Here is a 20,793-nt window from a genome sequence, read left to right on the forward strand (position 1 = left end):
TCTACAGCTGGATCGGCGAAAGGCCTGGGTTGACTACTGCATTACCGGAACTGGCGGACGGCGACTTTTACTACGAATCACTGGGTGGGGGCCGCTACCGGTCCACCCTTCACGCCCAAGGTGCCTGGAATCCCCACGAACAACATATGGCTCCGGCGTCGGGCATCATCGCAGATGCCTTGGTCCGCCATGAGCCGCGGAACGACGTCCGCCTGGCGCGGATCAGCTACGAAATACTCGGGCTGATTCCCGGCGGTGAATTCCAGGTCACCACCTCGACGCTGAGGCCGGGAAGGACCATTGAACTCCTTCAGGCAGAGCTTTCGGCAGGGGGTCGCGTGGCTATCCGTGCCGCCGGGTGGCGCATGATCACCAGCGACACCAGCGCCGTGGCCGCGGTGGAGGATGAGTCCATGCCGGCCCCTGATGAATGCAAGCCATGGGACGGGGCGAGCGTGTGGCCCGGCGGTTACATCCGGTCTTTGGAGATGCGCATCGCTGAGGGACACCGTCCTGGATCAGGCAAGGTTTGGATCCGGACGTCCCATCCGCTGACGAACCACAACGACAGCTCTGATGTGGCCCGCCTGCTGGGCCTGGTGGACACCGCGAATGGCATAGCAGCACGCGTTCCTCCGGGTGAAAACAGCTACATTTTTCCTAACGTGGATCTTCAAATCCATATGTATCGCGCTCCGGCCGGTGAATGGCTGGGTCTGGATAACAAGGTCTCTTTCGGAGCGGACGGCATCGGCCTTACCTCCACTGTGCTCCATGACCTCAACGGACCCTTCGGGCGGGCCGAGCAGATCCTGACCCTGAGGAAAAGCTGATGAGCGGGTTGGAAGCAGGGGCCCGCCAGCTCACTGTCTACCGCCAGAAGGAATCCATGGGTGCGGCTGCGGACCTTGATTTCGCTTTGGAGCTGCTTCAGCGTGCCCGTAGCGGAAATCTGGGCCCGTCCCTTCGCCTGTATCGACCACAGCCCACGGTTGCTTTCGGTCAGCGCGACGCCAACTTGCCAGGGTTTCAGGCTGCGGCAGAGGCGTGCCGGGAGCTGGGGTTCGAGCCGCTCATACGCAAAGCCGGAGGCCGCGCCGCTGCGTATCACCAGGGGACCTTGGTCATTGATCACATTGAGCCTCACCCTGACGCGATCGTTCGCGCCAAAGCCCGTTTTTCCGAGTTTGGTGAGCTGCTGGCCGGAGCGCTGAGAAGCGTAGGCGTTCATGCCGCCGTCGGTGAGATTCCCGGTGAATACTGTCCGGGGGAGTTTAGTGTCCACGGCGAGGACCCCGATTTCCCTGCACACCGCATCAAACTGATTGGTACAGCCCAGCGTGTGGTTTCCGGCGGGTGGTTGTTCAGTTCGGTGATTGTGGTGGAGGATTCCAAGCCCATTCGTGAAGTCCTGGCTGCGAGCTACGCGGCGCTTGGATTGGAGTGGGATCCTGCTACTGCTGGTGCGGCCAATGACCTGCTCCCGCACCTGGATGTTCAGTCGGTGGAGGACGCCGTTGTTGAGGCTTACCGCGGGTACGCGGAAGTTCTCGACGGCGACTTCCGCAGCCTAGTGGGGTAGGGGCGTCAGCCCGTACCCCACCATTTTGCGCTTGGTGTCAGTGCCCGCGGGCGATCCATTCATCCAGGTGTGGCTTCTCTGCGCCGATGGTGGTGGAATCGCCGTGTCCCGTGCGGACCACGGTTTCCTCCGGCAGTGTAAGGAGCTTTGTCCGGATGGTCTCGATGATGGTGGGGAAATCGCTGTAGGACCTTCCGGTCGCACCGGGTCCGCCTTGGAAGAGCGTGTCTCCGCTGAAGAGTGTCTCTTCGCTTGCAAGGTGGAACGAAACGGATCCTGGAGAGTGTCCGGGAGTGTGGATCGCTTTCAGCGTTGCGCCGGCCACGGTGAACTCGTCACCGTCCACGATCGCCACATCAGGGTCAGCGTGGGGGAACACGGCCTTCCACAGCATCCAATCGTCCTGATGCAGGTGGATGGGGGCCGTGACGAGCTCCCGGAAAGCACCTGCGGAACTGATGTGGTCGTCATGGCCGTGTGTTAGCAGGATGGCTTTGACGTCTCGGCCACCCACGGCCGCACGGATTGCTTCGGGGTTGTGGGCGGGGTCGATGACGATGCATTCGATGGCGTTGCCGATGATCCAGACGTTGTTGTCCACGTCCCAGGTTCCGCCATCGAGGGAGAATGTCCCGGAGGTTACTACCTGATCGATCGTGAGGTTGCCGGCGCTCACAGTTCAACCACCGATCGGAGGACTGCGCCATCATGCATTTTGTCGAACGCCTCTTCCACCTGGTCGATGGTGATGCGCTCTGTAACGAAGGCGTCCAGGTCCAGTTTGCCCTGCTTATACAGGTCCACGAGCATGGGGAAGTCACGGGAGGGCAGGCAGTCGCCATACCATGAGGATTTGAGTGAGCCGCCGCGGCCGAAGACATCCAGCAGCGGCAGTTCCAGGGTCATCTCCGGTGTGGGGACACCAACCAGGACAACGGTGCCTGCGAGGTCGCGGGCGTAGAACGCCTGCTTGTAGGTTTCGGGACGTCCGACGGCGTCAATCACCACGTCTGCGCCGAAGCCGGCTGTTAAGGCCCGGATTTCCTCGATGGGGTCCGCTGCTGATGAGTCCACGGTGTGGGTTGCGCCGAGGTCCTTGGCACGCTGGAGCTTCTTTGCGTCGATGTCGACGGCAATGATGGTGGTGGCCCCTGCGAGCGCGGCGCCGGCGATGGCTGCTACGCCCACTCCTCCGCAGCCGATCACAGCAACGGAGTCGCCTCGCTTGACGTTGCCGGTGTTGAGCGCTGCGCCCAAACCTGCCATGACGCCGCAGCCGAGCAGGCCGACTGCGGCGGCATCGGCGTCAGGGTCTACCTTGGTGCATTGGCCGGCGGCGACCAGGGTCTTTTCGATGAACGCGCCGATGCCGAGGGCCGGTGAGAGTTCCGTGCCGTCTTCGAGGGTCATCTTTTGGGTGGCGTTGTGGGTGTTGAAGCAGTACTGGGCTTGGCCGCGGTTGCATGCGCGACAGTTGCCGCAGACTGCACGCCAGTTCAGGACGACACGGTCGCCCGGGGCTACGTCTGTGACGTCGGGGCCTACTGCGCTGACAACGCCGGTGGCTTCATGGCCGAGGAGGAACGGAAAGTCGTCGCTGATGCCGCCGAGTTTGTAGTGGAGATCGGTGTGGCAGACGCCGCTGGTGAGGATGTCCACCAAGGCTTCGCCGGGGCCGGGTTCCGGGACGAGGATGGTTTCCAGGGTTGCGGGGGCGCCTTTGGAGCGGACGACGACACCTTTGACTGCGTGGACCATGGGATGTTCCCTTCGGGCTTTTGGGGCGCGGGTCCTTTCTGTGGTGCAAAAAGGGCCCGCTACGGATTCCCATTCTGTCTATCACAGGTGGCAGACAGAGTGGGATTGTTCCGTGCGGGCCCAACAGCGGTGGTGTGGCAGACTATGCGGCCAGTCGGCTCTCCACCTCGGAAGCGGACGGGTTGGTGGCCGCGGTTCCGTCAGGGAAAAGCACGGTGGGTACGGTGCGGTTGCCTCCGTTGAGCTGCTCGACGAGTTCGGCCGTGCCATCTACTTCTTCGATGTTGATCTCGGTGTAGCCGATGCCCTTGGCGTCCAGCTGCTTTTTGAGGCGGTTGCAATAACCGCACCAGGTGGTCGAGAACATGGTGATGGTGCCGGAGTCGGGAGTGAAGTCCACAGAGCTCTCCTCAGTATGGGTTGTTAATGCAGGGTGGTTCGTCGGTAACAACGGTAACCCGCGTCCGAATAATTCCCGTTCGGCAGCAGGGCCGGGTTACGTCACATGCCGGTGCTGGTGCGTTGTCCGAGGAGAGGGCAGACTGTTGCCATGTGTGGACGTTATGTAATGGCTCGTGCGGTGGGGGACCTCCTCGCTGATTTTGACGCCGAACTTGAGAACGAGATTGCGCTGGAGAAGTCGTGGAATGTGGCTCCGACCGATGCCGTTCCCATTGTTCTGGAGAGGCTGATTGACGAGGACGTGAAACGGCAGCTCCATGTGGCGAAGTGGGGTCTGGTTCCATCATGGGCGAAGGATCCCAAGGCTGGTGCCAGGCTTATCAACGCTCGAAGCGAGACGCTGTTGGAAAAGCCGTCCTTCAAGAAGGCCGCCGTTGCCAGGCGTTGCGCAGTTCCGGCAGACGGTTATTACGAATGGAAGAAGGGCGAGGGTAAGAACAAGCAACCGTATTATGTGCACCCTGGGGATGGCCACGGTTTGGTCTTTGCAGGCTTGTATGAGTGGTGGCGTGACCAGTCTGCATCCGATGATGATCCGGGGCGTTGGTTGCTGTCCATGTCCATCCTGACTGCCGATACCCCAACGGCGGATGAGGCCAAGACCCGGCGCAGTGCCTCGGTATTTGACGAACTGACTGCCCTCCATGACCGCGTTCCCTTGCCGATGAGCACTGAGACGATGGAAGCGTGGTTGGATCCGAGGGAGAAGGACGCTCAAGGGTTGGTGGATCTGGTCCGCTCCAAGGCGCACGGTGCCGCGGCCGGGTGGAGGTTGGACGCTGTGGGCGCAGCGGTGGGAAATGTCCGCAATAACTCACCGGAACTCATTGAACCGGTGGAAGCTCTCTTCTAGGAACTACAAAGCGTCCAGGACCTACAGAGCTTCGGTGACGGGCACGCCGGATTGGAACTCCCGGCCATCGGCTTCGCTGAAGCCTGTCATGACGTGGCCTTTGCTAAGCCCGTGGATGGCAGACATCGGAAAATTCCCTGTGATGACGTTGCCGGAATGCTCTACGCCTTTGATGTCGTAGTTCTCCTCGGCACTGAGGGAGTGGTTGAACGAATAGAAGGAGATCGCCTCGCCGTTCATGAACTCTATGCCGAGCCTGCGCTGTGAGGAATAGTCCTCGCTGGCAGCAACAAGGCCCACGACGTAAGCGCCGGAGCCTGGTATGTTGCCATCGATTTCGAACCTTGCCACGAGGTTGTCGTCTTCGGCCGAGATGTTGACCTGCTTCAGGAGTGCGTCATTGGTGCTCATGCCACAATCCTGCTCTGTGGACCGGCTGCCGTCCACCCCTTGACTTTCATCCCTCCAACAGACGCAGGATGTTGCGCGCCACTATGGCTGTGTCAATGTCCTGCCCCGTCCTCGCGGTCAGCAGGTGAAGGGCGAGCCCGTCGCTGTAGTCGGAGATTGCTTCCGCCCGGCTGCGTGCTTCAGATATGCCCATGGCGTCGAGCAGTTGCGCCAAGGCTGATACCAGCCGCTCGTGCCCGGCAGTGACAACACCTGGCTGGTTAAGGGCAAAGGCGAACCTGGCGCGGGTCAGTTCGGCGTTCCGGTGCGCCAGTCCCATGACTGCTCCGGCGATCTGATCTGCCAAGTCGGCTACCGACGTCGGGATGTCCGTTCCATCCTGCTGCAGCAGGAGGCGGTCACGTTCTTCAACGCGGTCGACGGCGGCCCCCATGAGTGCTGCCCGGTTGCGGAAATAGTTCGAGGTAGTTCCGACGGCGACACCTGCCTGGGCGTCGACGGCCCTGTGCGTGAGTCCTTTGAGTCCCTTGGCAGCAACGACGGCGAGGGCGGCGTCGGCTAGTTCACTTCGGCGGTCCGGCATGGCGAAAGTCTAGCTTCAACCCCTACCGGCACTACAAATGTAGTAGTACTGTGAACCCATGGAAAAGGTGGACATCATTGGTGGAGGGATCGCCGGGCTGGCGCTCGCAGGAATACTGGACCCCGGCAAGTTCGACGTCACCATCTACGAGCAGCGCCCCGAACTCCCCACTGTTGGAACAACCCTCGCCATGTGGCCGGAAGCCCAACGCGCGCTCTCAGAGCTGGGGATACTCGGAGCTGTACGGAGTCGCGGAGCCAAGATCAAAACCGGCGCCCTCCGCCGCCCCTCGGGAGAACCTCTGCTGTCCATGGAAGGTGAAGGCCTCCTTGGAATATCCCGGCCCGAACTCCTGAGGCTGCTGGACACGGCAGTGCCTCGTTCCGTGAGCCGGGCAGTAGCCAGAGTGGACAAGCTGCCGGGTACTGCCGGGCTGACCGTGGGCGCAGATGGCGTCAACAGCATTGTCCGGCGGCACTTCAGAGGCCCGCAGAGCGAAGCAAGGCCAACACCATTCCTGGCCGTCAGGGGAGTCATCCCCGGAACCCCGCTCCCGGAGGACATCGGCGAATACTGGGGGCGTGGCGAGATATTCGGCTTGGCGCCAGCCGAGGGCGGCAGCAACTGGTACGCTTCATTCCGCTCAGACCTGGGGCCGGACAAAGTAGACGTCGCAGAAGCCCTCGAAGTGACACGAAACCGCTACGCAAACCACGCGAGCGCCGTACAGGAAGTACTCGCAAAGGCCAGGCCGGACACCACGCTTGCCCAACGCATCTGGATCTGCCCTCCCCTGATCAAATACTCGCAGGGAAACGTTGTGTTGATAGGGGATGCCGCCCACGCCATGACACCAAACCTGGGGCGGGGCGCCTGTGAAGCGCTGATCGATGCAGTGACACTGGGCAAACTTCTAAATGGGCTGCCCAGTGAAAAGGCGCTCGCAGCCTATGGCAGGAAGCGCATCATGCGCACGCAACTACTCCGGGTTGCTTCTTCCCTCATGGGGACTGTCGCCCTCGCCCGGGGTGCACAACCATGGCGAGACGCCTTGCTCAAGCAAGTTGGAAAGCGAGTATCGCGAACCCGGGAAAGGGCATCAACTTCGAACTAGGTTTTGTCAGGGCGTCGGCGTAAACTGAAATTATTCGAACATACTTTCGAATCATTATTCCGGCGTAAGAGGTGAAGACATGGGGCTGTTCAGCGAGTCAGTAGGCGTGAGCTGCACGGACACCGGCCAGCCGCAGGAAGTCCACTGGAAAGGAACGCAGTACACCGTCACCAACGAACCCGTTCGCTGGTACGAGCGCCGGCAATGGTGGCTGGAAGAAAGCCGCGCACCCCTGGGTGCCGGAGCCGGCCTGGTCGACCACGAGATCTGGCGGGTACAGCTCCTGCCCGCCACCGTCGAATCGAAAACCAGCCACACCATCACCCTCGACCTCGTCCGGCACCTGGGCAGCGGGCGCTGGAGACTCCTGCGCATCCACGACGCCGCGCCATCCAGCGCCGTAGAACCAGAAGAAGCAGCGTGAACCTTGAGCTTTACCCACCTGCACGTCTCCACAGCCTTCAGCGCACACTACGGCGTCTCCTGGCCGGATGAACTAGCCCAAACAGCCGCAACAAACGGAGCCACAGCTCTCGCCTGTACCGACCGTGACGGCCTGTACGGCACCATCAAACACCTCAAAGCATGCATGGACGCAGGCATCCACCCCATCGTCGGGGTAGACCTGGCAGTATTCGACGACGACGGCGACCACCGCACCCAAGTGGCGGGCCGCGTCGTCGTACTCGCCCACGGAAACAACAACGGCGCCGGATACAGGGCACTGTGCCGCCTCATATCCGACGCCCACGCGCGCACCTCCGGGAAAGCCGGGGGAGCAATCCCACCTGCGGTCACCCGAGGCGAACTCGCCTCCAGAACCCTGGACCCCAAAACCCTCAAACCAGTGCTCACCGTACTCATAGGGCCCGACTCCGACGTAGGCCGGGCCATGGGCGGACGCAAATACCTCCAGCCTAGAACCCTCTTCAAACAATGGATCGACGCCATGCCCCCCGGCACCATGGTGGCCGAAGTCGTTTCCCACCTCAGCGCCCCCGGACAACCACTCAGCACAGCCCACGCCGTACGCATGCTCAAACTCGCCCTCGAATTCAACACCCCCGCAATACTCAGCAACGCCGTCCGCTACTGCGCCCAGGACGGCGCCGCCACTGCAGATGTACTCGACTCCGCACGCACCCTCAAATCCCTTCCGGAACTCTCAACAGAGCCCCTCCTCCAGCCAACAGGGCAGGGATGGCTGAAGACCCCGCAACAAATGCACCAACTCGGCAAAGAAATCATGAACGCCGCGGGCCAGGGGAAAGCCGACCTCACCAAACTCCTCGCAAACACAGAAGCGCTCGCCGACAAATGCCGCATCGACCCCATTCTCGACATGGGTTGGAAGAAGCCGGTAGTCCCTGAAGCCTCCATCATCGGCATCACCGCAGACCCCATGGTGGAACTCACCCAACGCTGTGAAGCAGGAATCAACAGACGGTTCCCAGGCATCCACGGAAACCTGGAAAAAAACCTGCGCTCGCGGTTGGAGCATGAGCTGGAAATCATTGCCGGACTCGGTTTTGCTTCGTACTTCCTCACCGTGGCAGAGGTCACCACAATGATCCTCGATATGGGTGTCCGTGTTGCTGCAAGGGGATCCGGCGCGTCAAGTCTGGTCAACTACCTGATCGATATCAGTCAGGTTGACCCGATACGCCACGACCTTATTTTTGAACGTTTTCTCTCCGGCCGGCGGTCCACCCTGCCTGATATCGACATTGATGTGGAAAGTGCTGAAAGGCATAACGTCTACCGAAAGATTTTTGACCGCTTCGGGGCTGAACGCGTCACCCTGATGAGCATGCAAAACGGGTACAGGGCACGTGGTGCCGTGCGGGATGCGGGCATGGCACTGGGGATGCCTGACGAAGAAGTGGGTGAAATTGCCAAGCAGCTGTGGAGATTCTCTGCGCGCAAATTCCGTGAAGCCCTGGTGGAGAAGCCGGAGCTTCGGGATTTTGCGGGGCGGGTGGAACGAGGAGCCCTGGAGGAGAACCAGCAGCTGGATTTGCTGGTGGATCTTACAGAAAGGCTGGATCGCTTGCCCCGGCATATTTCCATGCACCCTTGCGGAGTGATTTTGGGAGATGCCACCCTCCTGGATAGAACTCCGGTCCAACCCAGCGGTTTGGGTCTGCCCATGAGCCAGTTCGATAAACACGATATGGACCCCATGGGCATGCTAAAGCTGGATGTCCTGGGAGTGCGCATGCAAAGTGCCATGGCCTTTGCGGTCCGGGAAGTGATTCGGCTTCATCCTTCCAAAGCTGAGGTTGTCGCAGCGGGTAAGCACCCCGTGGAGCCGGGCGGGAATGGTCCCGACTACATTGCTCATGACGGCAGGATTGACCTCAATGCCGTCCCTTTCGACGATCAGGCCACCTTTGAGCTGATACGTAGTACCCACACACTTGGTTGCTTCCAGATCGAGTCCCCGGGGCAGCGTGAACTCATTGGAAAGATGGCTCCCCGGGAATTCAATGACCTCATCATCGATATCTCTCTTTTCCGGCCTGGACCCATGAAGTCGGACATGGTGCGGCCCTTCCTGGAGCATCGCCATGGGTTTGCTCCTGAGATTTACCCCCACCCGGACCTCAAGCCAGTTCTCCAGGAAACGCACGGGGTCACGGTTTTCCATGAGCAGATTTTGAAAACCTTCCACGTTATGACCAATTGCGGCTTGGACAGGGCCGACGAATTTCGTCGAGCCCTGGGCGACGAAGTACATGAGCCGGGAGTAGAAAAGTACTTCCGACGGGAAGCAACCAAAAAATACCCTCCAGAAGTGGTGGATAAAGTTTGGGGGACCCTGAAAGCCTTCGGTAGTTTTGGCTTCTGCAAAGCCCACGGTGCTGCATTTGCCGTACCTACCTATCAGTCAGCCTGGCTCAAGGCCCATCATCCCGAGGCCTTTCTTGCCGGATTGTGGGAACACGATCCCGGGATGTATCCCAAACGGCTGCTGGTCGCTGAAGCGCGCAGGCTGGGGATCCCCATCCTGCCTTTGGATATCAACAGGAGCAAGTCTGAATACAGGGTGGAGAAAATCCATCATGGCTCGGATCAGGGCAAGCTGGGTATCCGCTTGAGCCTGACTGGTATTTACGGGCTTTCAGGAGTGGAACTCAAGAGGATCGTTGCCGGGCAACCTTTCGATTCCCTGGCAGACCTGAGGGCGCGGGCGCGGGTCAGTAAACCGAACATCAAAAGACTGGCCCAGCTGGGCGCCTTTGATGCTTTGCATAAGGACTCCGGAGGAACTGCGAACCGTGCTGACCTTGTGCACCATCTGCAAGCGCTCCAAAGCGGCCCCTCCAAGAAAGCCCCCGATGTCATAGAAGGGCAGCTGTCCTTTGCGCTGGGCGATGTCGAACTGAGAAACATTGCCCCAGAGCTTCCTGAGCCAACCATGGTGGATAACGTCAGGGCAGAACTTGATCTCATGGCGGTGGATGTCAGCGAACATCTGATGGAAAGTCATCGGCCACTCCTGGACAAATTGGGGGTCACCACGGCAGACAAGCTTCTGGGCTTGCGCAACGGGACCGAAGTCCTGGTAGCAGGGGTCCGAATTGCCACTCAAACCCCGCCCATGCGTGGCGGGCGTCGCGTTGTCTTCATCAGCATCGATGACGGTACTGGCTGCGTGGATTCGGTCTTCTTCCATGAGGCTCAGGAAGACTCCGGGCCTCTGTTGTTTGGTACCCGCCTCTTGCTCATCCGGGGGACCACCAGAAGGACCGGCCCCAAAGGAATCAGCCTCAGTGCCAGCAAAGCCTGGGACCTCAGCCGTCCGGAAGCGTTGCCTTATGCCGAGCTTCTCCCCGCCGAAACCGGGCTACCTGATGGATACACCCACCATGGGCCGCTCCACGGTATTTCCAGGAACCTTGCCATTACTGGTCTGGGAAGCTGAAACCTTGGCACAACCCTGCCTTGAGTAGCCTGATTTAGCCCCGGCGCGCTGCTTTGGCCACCTTCGCTGCAGCGGATACGATTGACGGTGGCTGGCTGTGGTCCCCGTACGCCACAAGCTATGAAGCCTTAACTATGAATAGGAGACACCCGTGTCAGATGCCCAACAGATCACCCTCATCGTCGATGGCGAAGAGACCAAGGTGACGGAAGGGACTACCGGCGCGGAACTCTTCTTCGAGCGCCGCGACGTCGTTGTAGCCCGTGTCAATGGTGTACTCAAGGACCTTGACCAGGTCCTCACCGAGGGTGCAAACGTCGAGGGCGTCACCATCGATTCCCCTGATGGACTCAACGTTCTTCGCCATTCCACGGCCCATGTCATGGCACAGGCTGTGCAGCAGTTGCGCCCCGACGCCAAGCTCGGCATCGGTCCCTACATCACTGACGGCTTCTACTTCGACTTCGACGTTGCTGATCCGTTTACCCCGGAAGACCTGCGCACGCTGGAAAAGATGATGCAAAAAATCATCAACCAGAACCAGAAATTCGTTCGCCGTGTTGTCACTGAAGACGAAGCCCGCGTGGCGATGGCCAATGAGCCCTACAAGCTTGAGTTGCTGGGCAAGAAGAACGATGCAAGCGACGCCGCTGAGGGCGTCAACGTTGAGGTCGGTGCCGGCGACATCACGATTTACGACAATGTGGATCGCAAGAGCGGCGAGAGCATCTGGTGCGATCTTTGCCGCGGACCGCACCTGCAGAACACCAAAATCATCGCCAACGCCTTCGCGTTGACCCGCTCTTCAGCTGCGTACTGGTTGGGCAACCAGAACAACCAGCAACTGCAGCGCATTTACGGCACGGCGTGGCCCACCAAGGAAGCCCTCAAGGCATACCAGGAACGCATCGCCGAAGCAGAGCGACGCGACCACCGCAAGCTCGGCGTGGAACTTGACCTCTTTTCCTTCCCCGACGAACTGGGCTCGGGCCTTCCTGTCTTCCACCCCAAGGGCGGAATCATCCGCAAGGCCATGGAGGATTACTCCCGCCAGCGCCACGTGGACGCCGGATACGAGTTCGTCTACACACCCCACATCACCAAAGGCCACCTCTATGAGGTCTCCGGCCACCTTGACTGGTACAAGGACGGCATGTTCCCGGCGATGCAGGTGGACGCCGAATTCAACGAAGACGGCACAGTGCGGAAGCCGGCGCAAGATTACTACCTGAAGCCGATGAACTGCCCCATGCATAACCTGATCTTCCGCTCCCGGGGGCGCTCTTACCGCGAACTTCCGCTGCGCCTGTTCGAATTCGGATCGGTGTACCGCTACGAGAAGTCCGGCGTTGTGCACGGGCTGACCCGCGTCCGCGGCATGACACAGGACGACGCCCACATCTACTGCACCCGCGAGCAGATGAAGGACGAGCTCACCACCACGCTGAATTTCGTTCTGGGCCTGCTCAAGGACTACGGGCTGGATGATTTCTACTTGGAGCTTTCCACCAAGAACGAAGAGAAGTTCGTTGGCGACGACGCTGCGTGGGAGGAAGCCACGCGCACTCTTTCCGAGGTCGCCGCAGCCTCGGGTCTGGAACTCGTTCCGGATCCGGGTGGAGCAGCATTCTATGGCCCCAAGATCTCCGTCCAGGCAAAGGATGCCCTTGGCAGGACCTGGCAGATGTCCACCATTCAACTGGACTTCAACCTGCCGGAGCGCTTCGAACTGGAGTACCAGGCGGCCGACGGCACACGCCAGCGGCCTGTCATGATCCACCGGGCACTGTTCGGTTCGGTGGAACGCTTCATGGGTGTGCTCACCGAGCACTACGCCGGAGCGTTCCCGGCTTGGCTCGCTCCTGTCCAGGTAGTGGGCATTCCTGTGGCCGAGACCTTCAATGACTACATGTTCGACGTCGTCGGCCAACTCAAGGCAGCGGGCATCCGTGCCGAGGTGGACATCTCCTCTGACCGGTTCCCCAAGAAAATTCGTACAGCCAGCAAGGACAAGATCCCGTTCGTCCTGATTGCCGGCGGTGAGGACGCCGAGGCAGGTGCCGTGTCATTCCGCTTCCGGGATGGCAGCCAGGACAACGGCGTGCCCGTGGCCGAGGCGGTCCGCAGGATCGTTGACGCCGTCAAGAACCGCGAGAGCTGACGGAACGGACACATAGACGGTGCAGGAGAACACAGGCGCGGCAGCTGGCCTTCCGGGTGACGCCGACGTAACCGATGACTTCGGATTGGCCGGCGTACCGGACGCGTTTCAGCGCCTGTGGACTCCACACCGGATGGCTTACATCAAGGGCGGGCAGGATCAATTCAAGAACAAGGACGACTGCCCGTTCTGTGTAGGACCCACGCGCTCAGATGAGGAATCCCTGATCGTCCACCGCGGGCGGACCTGTTACGTCGTCCTGAACCTGTTCCCCTACAACCCGGGTCATCTCTTGATCTGCCCCTACCGGCACGTTCCCGATTACACAGACATCACCGTGGAAGAAACCGCCGAGTTCGCCGACCTTACTCAGACGGCTATGCGCGTGTTACGGAAGGTTTCAAATCCGAGCGGCTTCAACCTGGGCATGAACCAAGGGGTGACAGGGGGTGCCGGCATCGCCGCGCATCTGCACCAGCACGTGGTTCCTCGGTGGGGCGGGGACGGAAACTTCTTCCCGATCATCGCACAGACCAAGGCCATCACGCAGACACTCGATGAGGTCCGCAAGCTTGTGGCTGAAGCCTGGCCGGGGGAGTCGAATGCTCAATAGGCATGCGCGCGGCTTCTTCACTTCACTTTTTACTCCTTTAGCGCGTTGGCTCCTGAGGATCGGTGTGTCTCCGGACGCCGTGACTATTGCCGGGACCCTAGGGGTGATTTTGGGCGGACTCGTCCTCTACCCGCTGGGCTTCCTATGGTGGGGCTCTGTGGTGGTCGCCTTCTTCGCCTTCTCGGACGTTGTAGACGGCATCATGGCGAGGCTGCAGGGCCGCAGCGGTGGCTGGGGTAATTTTCTGGATTCCACCCTGGACAGGCTCGCCGATGGTGCGATCTTTGCAGGCCTCACCATCTGGTATTTCACCGGAGGTGAAGATCCTGCTATTGGTACTGCCGCCGTCATCTGCCTGGTACTCGGCATGGTTGTTTCCTATGCCCGGGCTAAAGCCGAGTCCTTGGGGTACCAGGCGAGCGTGGGAATCGCCGAACGCGCGGAACGTTTGGCATCAGTGTTGCTCATCACCGGGCTTACGGGATTGGGCCTCCCACCGGTGGTGTTATTCGGGACCCTGGTGCTCCTGGCCCTGGCGAGTGTCATCACCATTGTTCAGCGCATGTCCACCGTCCGGCGGCAAGCCATGGCCGAAGCCGATGGAACTGCGCCGGCGTAAAGGCCAGAGAACCATAGCTCACGTGTGGAACTGGCAACCGACCAGAGTCGCTCGGCCGCAGTTGTGCACTTGACCTACCACAGCCCGTTTTGTTGCCCTCCAAGGTGGTAATGAATGTACTGCCAGCATGCAAGGTGCGACTACTATTACTAGTACTTGGTCACCTTGACCTGAAACCCGGTGTGCGCTGATTGCGGTCGTGTGGCTGCGCGTGCCTCCGGCAAAAAGGTCGTTTATCTACCCATAGGGGTTTTTGTGTCTACACCAGATGTAAGCAACGAAGCCGGTTCGTCCGCGAACAGCGTCACGGGCAGCAGCCGCGTTAAGCGGGGCATGGCGGAGATGCTCAAGGGCGGCGTCATCATGGACGTCGTTAACGTCGAGCAGGCCCGCATCGCCGAAGATGCCGGTGCCGTGGCCGTCATGGCTCTCGAGCGTGTCCCGGCCGATATCCGCGCCCAGGGCGGCGTGTCCCGCATGTCCGATCCGGACATGATCGATGCGATCATCGCCGCCGTGTCCATCCCGGTCATGGCCAAGGCCCGCATCGGCCACTTCGTCGAAGCCCAGGTCCTGCAGTCACTCGGTGTTGACTACATCGACGAGTCCGAGGTCCTGACCCCGGCCGACTACATCAACCACATCGACAAGTGGAACTTCACCGTTCCCTTCGTTTGTGGTGCCACAAACCTTGGTGAGGCCCTGCGCCGCATCAACGAGGGCGCGGCCATGATCCGTTCCAAGGGCGAAGCCGGCACCGGCGATGTTTCCAACGCCACCGGGCACATGCGCAAGATCCGCTCCGAGATCGCCAAACTCGCCGCCCTGCCCGAGGACGAGCTGTACGTTGCGGCCAAGGAACTGCAGGCCCCGTACGAGCTGGTCAAGGAAGTTGCCGCCACCGGCAAGCTGCCCGTGGTGCTGTTCACCGCTGGTGGCATCGCGACCCCGGCTGATGCTGCGATGATGATGCAGCTCGGCGCGGACGGTGTGTTCGTCGGTTCCGGTATCTTCAAGTCCGGCAACCCGGCAGAGCGCGCCGCCGCCGTCGTGAAGGCCACCACGTTCCACGACGACCCCGACGTCATCGCCAAGGTCTCCCGCGGCCTGGGCGAAGCCATGGTCGGCATCAACGTCGACGACATCCCCCAGCCCCACCGCCTCGCAGAGCGCGGCTGGTAACCAGCTAAAGAAGTACGACGCCGGGCCGGTCACCTTCCAAGGTGACCGGCCCGGCGTCGTTCTAGTCCAGTCCGCGGCGCTTCAGGAGGGGTTCCAGCTCTGCGTCGCGGCCCCGGAAGGCGCGGAACGACTCCAGGGGATCGCGGCTGTTGCCCCGGGAAAGCAGCTCTGATCGGAAGTGATCGCCGTTCGCGCGTGTGAGGCCACCGTGTTCCTTGAATCACTCCACAGTGTCGGCGTCCAGCACCTCGCTCCAAATGTAGGAGTAGTAGCCCGCTGCATACCCCGCACCGGCGAAGATATGTTGGAAATACCCGGTGCGGTACCGCGGCGGGATCAGCGGGTGCACGATCGCCGCATCAGCCAGCGCCTTGGTTTCGAAGGCGAGAACGTCCTGCGGAACTTCGGACTCGGACAGCACGTGCCAGGCCACGTCCAGAAGTGCGGCCCCGAGGTATTCGGTAGTCGCAAACCCTTCTCCCCATAGCAATGACTCGTTGAGATTGTCCACGGTGTCATGGGGGAGTGCCTCCCCCGTGGAATAGTGGCGAGCATAGTTGGCCAGGACCTCGGGCCACATGATCCACATTTCGTTGACCTGGGACGGATACTCCACAAAGTCCCGTGGTACGGACGTCCCGGAGAACCGCGGATAGGTCACGTCGGAAAACAGGCCGTGCAGCGCGTGGCCGAACTCATGGAAAACTGTACGAACTTCGTCCAAGGACAAGAGCGTGGGCTCACCCGGTGCCGGTTTGGTGATGTTGAGGTTGTTGATCACCACGGAACGGGTTCCCAGCAGGCTGGATTGTTCTACTAGGGAATTCATCCAGGCACCTCCGCGCTTTGACTCACGGGTGTAGTAGTCGCCCAGGAACAGGCCGAGCCCGCTGCCGTCTTCATGTCGGACCTCCCAGACGCGGACGTCAGGGTGATAGCCTTCCAAATCATCGCGCTCATGGAAAGTCACCCCGAAGAGTTGTGTCGCAGCATGGAATACTCCGTCGTTGAGCACAGCGTCGAGGCTGAAGAAGGGGCGGAGAGCCTGTTCATCTACCTTAAACTTTTCCTTGCGAACCCGCGCAGAGTAGTACGCCCAATCCCACGGCTCAAGTTCGTGGCCGGCGACTTCCGCTAAAGCCTCCGCCTCCGATTCGGCATTCCTCACGGCTGCGGGGGCCAGCCGAGCCAGCATTGCCTTGACCTCACTGAACCCGGGTGCCGTCTGCTGGTCAATCACCAGCTCAGCAAAGTTGGCAAATCCCAAGAGCGCCGCCTTCTCAGCCCGCAACCGGGCAGTGGCCTTCACCAGGTCACGAACGTCCAAGGCGCCGCCATCGGTGCCGCGTGCCAGGGATGCTTCGTAAAGCCGACGGCGGATGGCCCGGTTTTCCAAGGACGCCAAAGCGGGTTGGTTGCTGGGCTGGATCAGGGTCAGTAAGTACTTGCCGTCATGCCCTGCATTCCTGGCTGCTTCCGCGGCGCCGGTGATCGCTTCAGCCGGCAGCCCTGCCAGCTCCTCGGCGTCGTTCAGGAGAAGGGCGGCAGACTTCATGGCCTCTTTGACGCGTTGGCCAAATTCAGTGCCCAATCGTGAGAGCTCGGCGTTGACTTCACGCAGGCGGTGTTGTCCGGCGGCATCGAGCTGGATGCCTGACTGCCGGAACTCTTTGAGGTACTCCTGCACCAGCCGGGACGACTCCGCATCCAATCCTGCTGTGTCGATTGCGGCGAATCGCTCATAGAGTCCGCGATTCAGGTAAACCGCGTCTTGATGTGCTGACAGTTTGGGGGACAGCTCTGTTTCCAGCGCTTTGATGGCGTCCGAAGCGTCGGCGGAAACCAGTGTGAAGAAGGCTGCGGCAGCCCTGCTGAGCAGTTGTCCTGACCGTTCCATGGCCACGGCTGTGTTTTCCAGGGTGGCGGGCGCCGGGTTGTTCGTGATGCTGGCGATTTCATCCAGATGTGCGCTCAAACCCTCCTCTACGGCCTGGGAGTAATGCTCGGCCGAAATGCCGGCGAAGGGCGGAAGCCCATAGGGCAGAGGGCTGGGGCCTAAGAGTGGGTTGGTCATGAAGTGACTCTTTCACGTAAGAATCGTGTCCTCAAGAGCGGCACGCCCGGATACGTCGGGCCAGCGCCGTAGGATGAAATTCATGGGCAAGATCACATTTTCCATGGGACGGTTCCGTACTCACCGGTCGGCACTCGTGGTGAGCGGTATAGCTCTAGCCCTGTCCCTGAGCGCCTGCGGTGTTCTTGCAGAAAACGATGACGCTGAACGCAGCACCGGCGCCTCGGCCCCTGCTGCCCAGACACCCAGTCCGACGCGCACTCCGGCACCAAACCCCACCCCGGGCAAAGGCCCCGCCTGTCCGGAGCTCCGCTGCACCTCCATCACGGTGACAGGTGACATGCTGGTTCATACCCAGCTCTGGCAACAAGCGAGAGCTGACGCAGCTGTGGCGGGTCAGCCCGGCTACACTTTCGTCCCGCTTCTCGAAGGACAACGACGCTACATTCGCAACAGCGACCTCGCCATTTGCCACCAGGAAACACCCGTGGCTGGTCCGGAAGGGCCGTTCTCTGCCTACCCGTCCTTCAACGTACCGCCGCAAATCATTACGGCCTCAAAGGATGTTGGATACAAGGCCTGCACGACGGCCAGCAATCACACCATTGACCGCGGCACCGAAGGTTTGCTCCGGACGCTGGACGCCCTGGACGCAGCGGGCCTAAAGCACACCGGTTCCTACCGGACGGAGGCGGCATCCAAGGAGATACTCATGCTCCAGACGGACGCAGCCAAAGTGGCCGTGATTATTGGAACGTATGGCCACAATGGTCAGATCCCGGAATACCCGTGGCTGGTTGACGAGCTGGATCCGGCGGCCATGATCGCGAAGGCAAAACAAGCCAAGGCCCTTGGGGCCGACATCGTCCTGGGAGTCATGCACGCCGGCGACGAGTACGCCAGCGAAGCCAATGCCCAGCAGCAGGAGGTTGCGCACGCGTTGGTGGACAGCGGCCAGTTCACCATGATCTACGGCCACCACACGCACTCGGTGCTGCCGATCGAGAACTACAAAGGCACGTGGATTGTGTACGGGCTCGGCAATGGTGTCACTGAATTGTCACCGTGGTACGTCTTGAACAACGAAGGATTGTTGGTCAGGGCACAATTCAGTCGAAACACCTCAGGTGTATGGACTGCTTCTGACCTCGCATGGGCCCCCTCGGTTATTGTTCGGGACCCCTATCGATGGTGTTCCGTAGCCAGCGACTCACCACAAGGAGTCTGCGCGACCCCTGCGGCCGATGCCGCAACCCACCAGCGAACTAAAGCGGTTGTAGAGTCCATGGGAGCAGCCACCGCGGGAGCGCACGAACTGCTGATCACCAAGGAAAAGTAGCGGCTACCGCGGCCGGCGGGCGGCGTGTTCGCGCGCAAGGCGGGCGTAACCGTCGTCGGGCTTTCCTGGCACGAAACTGCCGAACTTACGTTCGGCTGCTGTGCGGATCAGGAAGTCCGCAATGGCCGGGTTCTTTGGGAGCAACGAACCGTGCAGGTAGCTCGCTACAACATTGTTGTAACGGGCGCCCTCGTGCCCGTCCTTGCTGTTGTTGCCTGCGCCTTTTGTCACCGTGCCCAATGGCTCGACGCCGGGCCCCAACGTAGTCTGCCCACTGTGGTTCTCATAGCCAAGGATGTCGCCGAACTCAGTGGACTTCATGGTCACGTTGCCAATGAGGCGCTCGTCAGTACCATGGGTTTCCACGTCCAGGATGCCGATGCCCGGAATGACCGGGCCCGTGCTGGTCTTGAAGAACTTCCCGAAAAGCTGGTATAGCCCACAGATCACCAGCATGGGAGCGCCTTCGTCCGCCAGCTTCTTCAGCTGGCCGGCACGCGATTGGAGGTCGTCCTGGATCACCAGCTGGCCGCTGTCCTGCCCGCCTCCGCCCACAATGATGTCGACGTCGTCCGGAAAGTCGTCGCCCACGTTGTACTCGAGAAGCTCCGGAGTGTAGCCATGCCACTTGATCCGTTGTTTCAGGACCAGGGCGTTGCCCCAGTCACCGTAGATGTTCATTTCGCGCGGGTAGAGCTGGAGAACGCGGATGGTCCCCTTGCTGGGCTGTACTTCCGGCGTTGCGTGCGGCGTGGGCTGTACGTCCGAGGTCATGAGACCACCTCAACTATGGTGATTTTGGCCAGTTCGCGGCGAATGGCGAGCATGGAAGTGTAGGTACAGAAAACGCGCTTTGGCTTACCTCGCGAGCCGTCGATGAACGTTCGCAGGGCGGCCGTGATGTCCGGTTCGACCACTCCGAAGTGAACATCGTCATACTGGAGACGCAGCGCCATGTCGTAGGCGCGAACGCCGGTGAGGACCTCCACGCCATCTTCGCGCAGGGAGTCGAATTCAACGTCCCACAGCCAGGACATGTCCCTGCCGTCGGCGTAGTTGTCGTTGATGGCGATCATGGTGGCGTAGCCGCCGGCGGGGAAGGACTTCAGCCCGAGACGGAAACCGCTGGGATTCTTCACGAGCACCAGCTCCAGAGGCTGTCCGTCCACGGTGAGGCTCTCACCACGGCCGAACGCGGGAGCAACTTCTCCCAAAGCCTTCACGAGCTTAGGTGTATCAACGGGCCCGGTTCCCAAGACGGACCTCGCCAGGGACAAAGCCGCCGCTGCATTGAAGATGTTGTACACGCCGCGTAGTTTCATCGTTGTGGTGACGGTTTCGCCGTCGAACTCAAAGTCGGCGTCCTGGGCTCCAACGCGTCGGAGTACGACGTCGGCCGCCGGCAGATCTACATCCTCACCTGTTTCAGCGGCAACGGAAGTGCCCGAAGGGGACGGGCCGATTGCCGTTGTGCGCATTTCGTCGTCGTTGGGGAAGGTGCTGCGCAAGGATTCGTCGAGGCCGAAGTATCGGACTTCGGGGTGGTGGACGGCATCGAGGGTATTGATGGCGTTGGCAATCCGGGCGACGCGTGGGTCTTCCCGGTTGAGGACAACTGTGCCGGTGGTCTTGGATGCGATGTGCTCCAGTAGCCGGGCGGTCTTGTCAATTTCCCCGAAGCGGTCCAATTGGTCGCGGAGGACATTCAACAGGAGGCTGTACCGCGGCTGAACTTTGTTGACGAAGTGCACGGCATGGGCTTCGTCCAATTCCAGAATGGCAATGTCTGCGTCCAGCCGACCGCGCCAGTCCACATCACCCAGGAGCGAAGCGGCCACCCCACGGGTGAAGTTGCTGCCACTGCGGTTGGTGAAGACTTTCAGGCCTTGGCTTTCAAGGAGTTCCACCACCATCTTGGTGGTGGTGGTCTTGCCGTTGGTGCCGCTGACCACGGCTACGCCCAGGGGGAGCGAAGCCAGCGTTCGCTGCATGAAGCCGGGATCGATTTTCTCAACCACCAAGCCGGGAAAAGCTGAGCCCCCGCCCCGGAGCCGGGACAGTGTGCGGACCAGCTTGCCGAGGGGAACGCTGAAGGAAAGCATGCTCTGTAATAT

At 60.8% G+C, this 20,793-nt stretch carries 18 protein-coding genes and 1 pseudogene; 11 read left to right on the forward strand and 8 right to left on the reverse strand.

Features of this window, described 5'->3' with window-relative positions; all coding sequences use genetic code 11:
* Positions 1–29: 29 nt before the first annotated feature.
* Complete coding sequence (locus tag HAV21_RS04275; RefSeq protein ID WP_166840578.1) at positions 30–833, forward strand: thioesterase family protein; 804 nt, start codon at positions 30–32, stop codon at positions 831–833.
* Positions 833–1,582, forward strand: coding sequence for a lipoate--protein ligase family protein (locus HAV21_RS04280; RefSeq protein WP_166840580.1), 750 nt, complete (start codon positions 833–835; stop codon positions 1,580–1,582). The genes HAV21_RS04275 and HAV21_RS04280 overlap by 1 nt, the downstream gene beginning before the upstream one ends.
* Before the next feature lie 37 nt (positions 1,583–1,619).
* On the opposite strand, the gene HAV21_RS04285 is transcribed toward HAV21_RS04280, so the two are convergent.
* From HAV21_RS04285 to HAV21_RS04295, 3 genes are all read right to left on the reverse strand, one after another.
* Positions 1,620–2,258, reverse strand: a complete 639-nt coding sequence (locus HAV21_RS04285; protein ID WP_166840581.1) for an MBL fold metallo-hydrolase — start codon at positions 2,256–2,258, stop codon at positions 1,620–1,622.
* Positions 2,255–3,340, reverse strand: coding sequence for an S-(hydroxymethyl)mycothiol dehydrogenase (locus HAV21_RS04290; protein ID WP_142939044.1), 1,086 nt, complete (start codon positions 3,338–3,340; stop codon positions 2,255–2,257). Before HAV21_RS04290 ends, HAV21_RS04285 begins: the two co-directional genes overlap by 4 nt.
* 142 nt (positions 3,341–3,482) lie before the next feature.
* Complete coding sequence (locus HAV21_RS04295; RefSeq protein WP_018777778.1) at positions 3,483–3,740, reverse strand: mycoredoxin; 258 nt, start codon at positions 3,738–3,740, stop codon at positions 3,483–3,485.
* A 168-nt stretch (positions 3,741–3,908) separates the two neighbouring features.
* Here HAV21_RS04295 and HAV21_RS04300 point away from each other — a divergent pair, with 168 nt between their 5' ends.
* Positions 3,909–4,655: an SOS response-associated peptidase gene (locus HAV21_RS04300; RefSeq protein WP_243753094.1), complete on the forward strand. Its 747-nt coding sequence runs from the start codon at positions 3,909–3,911 to the stop codon at positions 4,653–4,655.
* A 21-nt stretch (positions 4,656–4,676) separates the two neighbouring features.
* Here the strand turns inward: HAV21_RS04300 and HAV21_RS04305 are convergent, their stop codons facing one another.
* On the reverse strand, positions 4,677–5,066 hold the full coding sequence (locus HAV21_RS04305; protein WP_014921999.1) for a hypothetical protein: 390 nt from the start codon (positions 5,064–5,066) through the stop codon (positions 4,677–4,679).
* A gap of 46 nt (positions 5,067–5,112) precedes the next feature.
* Positions 5,113–5,649, reverse strand: a complete 537-nt coding sequence (locus HAV21_RS04310; RefSeq protein ID WP_166840585.1) for a TetR family transcriptional regulator — start codon at positions 5,647–5,649, stop codon at positions 5,113–5,115.
* A 58-nt stretch (positions 5,650–5,707) separates the two neighbouring features.
* On the opposite strand from HAV21_RS04310, the gene HAV21_RS04315 reads away from it, so the two are divergent.
* From HAV21_RS04315 to pdxS, 7 genes are all read left to right on the forward strand, one after another.
* Positions 5,708–6,763, forward strand: a complete 1,056-nt coding sequence (locus HAV21_RS04315; RefSeq protein ID WP_166840587.1) for an FAD-dependent monooxygenase — start codon at positions 5,708–5,710, stop codon at positions 6,761–6,763.
* A 79-nt stretch (positions 6,764–6,842) separates the two neighbouring features.
* Positions 6,843–7,187, forward strand: a complete 345-nt coding sequence (locus HAV21_RS04320) for a DUF6504 family protein (RefSeq protein ID WP_166840589.1) — start codon at positions 6,843–6,845, stop codon at positions 7,185–7,187.
* A 3-nt stretch (positions 7,188–7,190) separates the two neighbouring features.
* A complete protein-coding gene (dnaE, locus tag HAV21_RS04325) occupies positions 7,191–10,691 on the forward strand; it encodes a DNA polymerase III subunit alpha (RefSeq protein ID WP_166840591.1) in 3,501 nt (1,166 codons plus the stop codon).
* Positions 10,692–10,842: 151 nt separating this feature from the next.
* The gene (thrS, locus tag HAV21_RS04330; RefSeq protein WP_142939050.1) at positions 10,843–12,852 is read left to right on the forward strand and encodes a threonine--tRNA ligase; all 2,010 of its coding nucleotides are present in this window, start codon (positions 10,843–10,845) and stop codon (positions 12,850–12,852) included.
* A 19-nt stretch (positions 12,853–12,871) separates the two neighbouring features.
* On the forward strand, positions 12,872–13,465 hold the full coding sequence (locus HAV21_RS04335; RefSeq protein ID WP_166840592.1) for an HIT domain-containing protein: 594 nt from the start codon (positions 12,872–12,874) through the stop codon (positions 13,463–13,465).
* Positions 13,455–14,084 (forward strand): phosphatidylinositol phosphate synthase, encoded by a 630-nt coding sequence (gene pgsA, locus HAV21_RS04340; RefSeq protein WP_142939052.1) that lies wholly within the window; start codon positions 13,455–13,457, stop codon positions 14,082–14,084. The genes HAV21_RS04335 and pgsA overlap by 11 nt, the downstream gene beginning before the upstream one ends.
* Before the next feature lie 255 nt (positions 14,085–14,339).
* Positions 14,340–15,266 carry a pyridoxal 5'-phosphate synthase lyase subunit PdxS gene (gene pdxS / locus HAV21_RS04345; protein ID WP_017197521.1) on the forward strand — a complete coding sequence of 309 codons (927 nt, stop codon included), beginning with the start codon at positions 14,340–14,342 and terminating at the stop codon, positions 15,264–15,266.
* A gap of 61 nt (positions 15,267–15,327) precedes the next feature.
* Here the strand turns inward: pdxS and HAV21_RS04350 are convergent.
* Positions 15,328–17,340, reverse strand: a pseudogene (locus HAV21_RS04350) (M3 family metallopeptidase).
* 73 nt (positions 17,341–17,413) lie between these two features.
* Here HAV21_RS04350 and HAV21_RS04355 point away from each other — a divergent pair.
* On the forward strand, positions 17,414–18,679 hold the full coding sequence (locus HAV21_RS04355; protein WP_166840594.1) for a CapA family protein: 1,266 nt from the start codon (positions 17,414–17,416) through the stop codon (positions 18,677–18,679).
* 3 nt (positions 18,680–18,682) lie between these two features.
* Here the strand turns inward: HAV21_RS04355 and HAV21_RS04360 are convergent, their stop codons facing one another.
* Positions 18,683–19,453, reverse strand: coding sequence for a glutamine amidotransferase (locus tag HAV21_RS04360; RefSeq protein WP_166840596.1), 771 nt, complete (start codon positions 19,451–19,453; stop codon positions 18,683–18,685).
* Positions 19,450–20,781, reverse strand: coding sequence for a Mur ligase family protein (locus tag HAV21_RS04365; protein ID WP_166840598.1), 1,332 nt, complete (start codon positions 20,779–20,781; stop codon positions 19,450–19,452). The genes HAV21_RS04360 and HAV21_RS04365 overlap by 4 nt, the downstream gene beginning before the upstream one ends.
* Positions 20,782–20,793 lie beyond the last annotated feature (12 nt).

The sequence above is a fragment of the Paenarthrobacter sp. MSM-2-10-13 genome (assembly GCF_011605365.1).
In the GTDB taxonomy this organism is placed as follows: Bacteria; Actinomycetota; Actinomycetes; order Actinomycetales; family Micrococcaceae; genus Arthrobacter.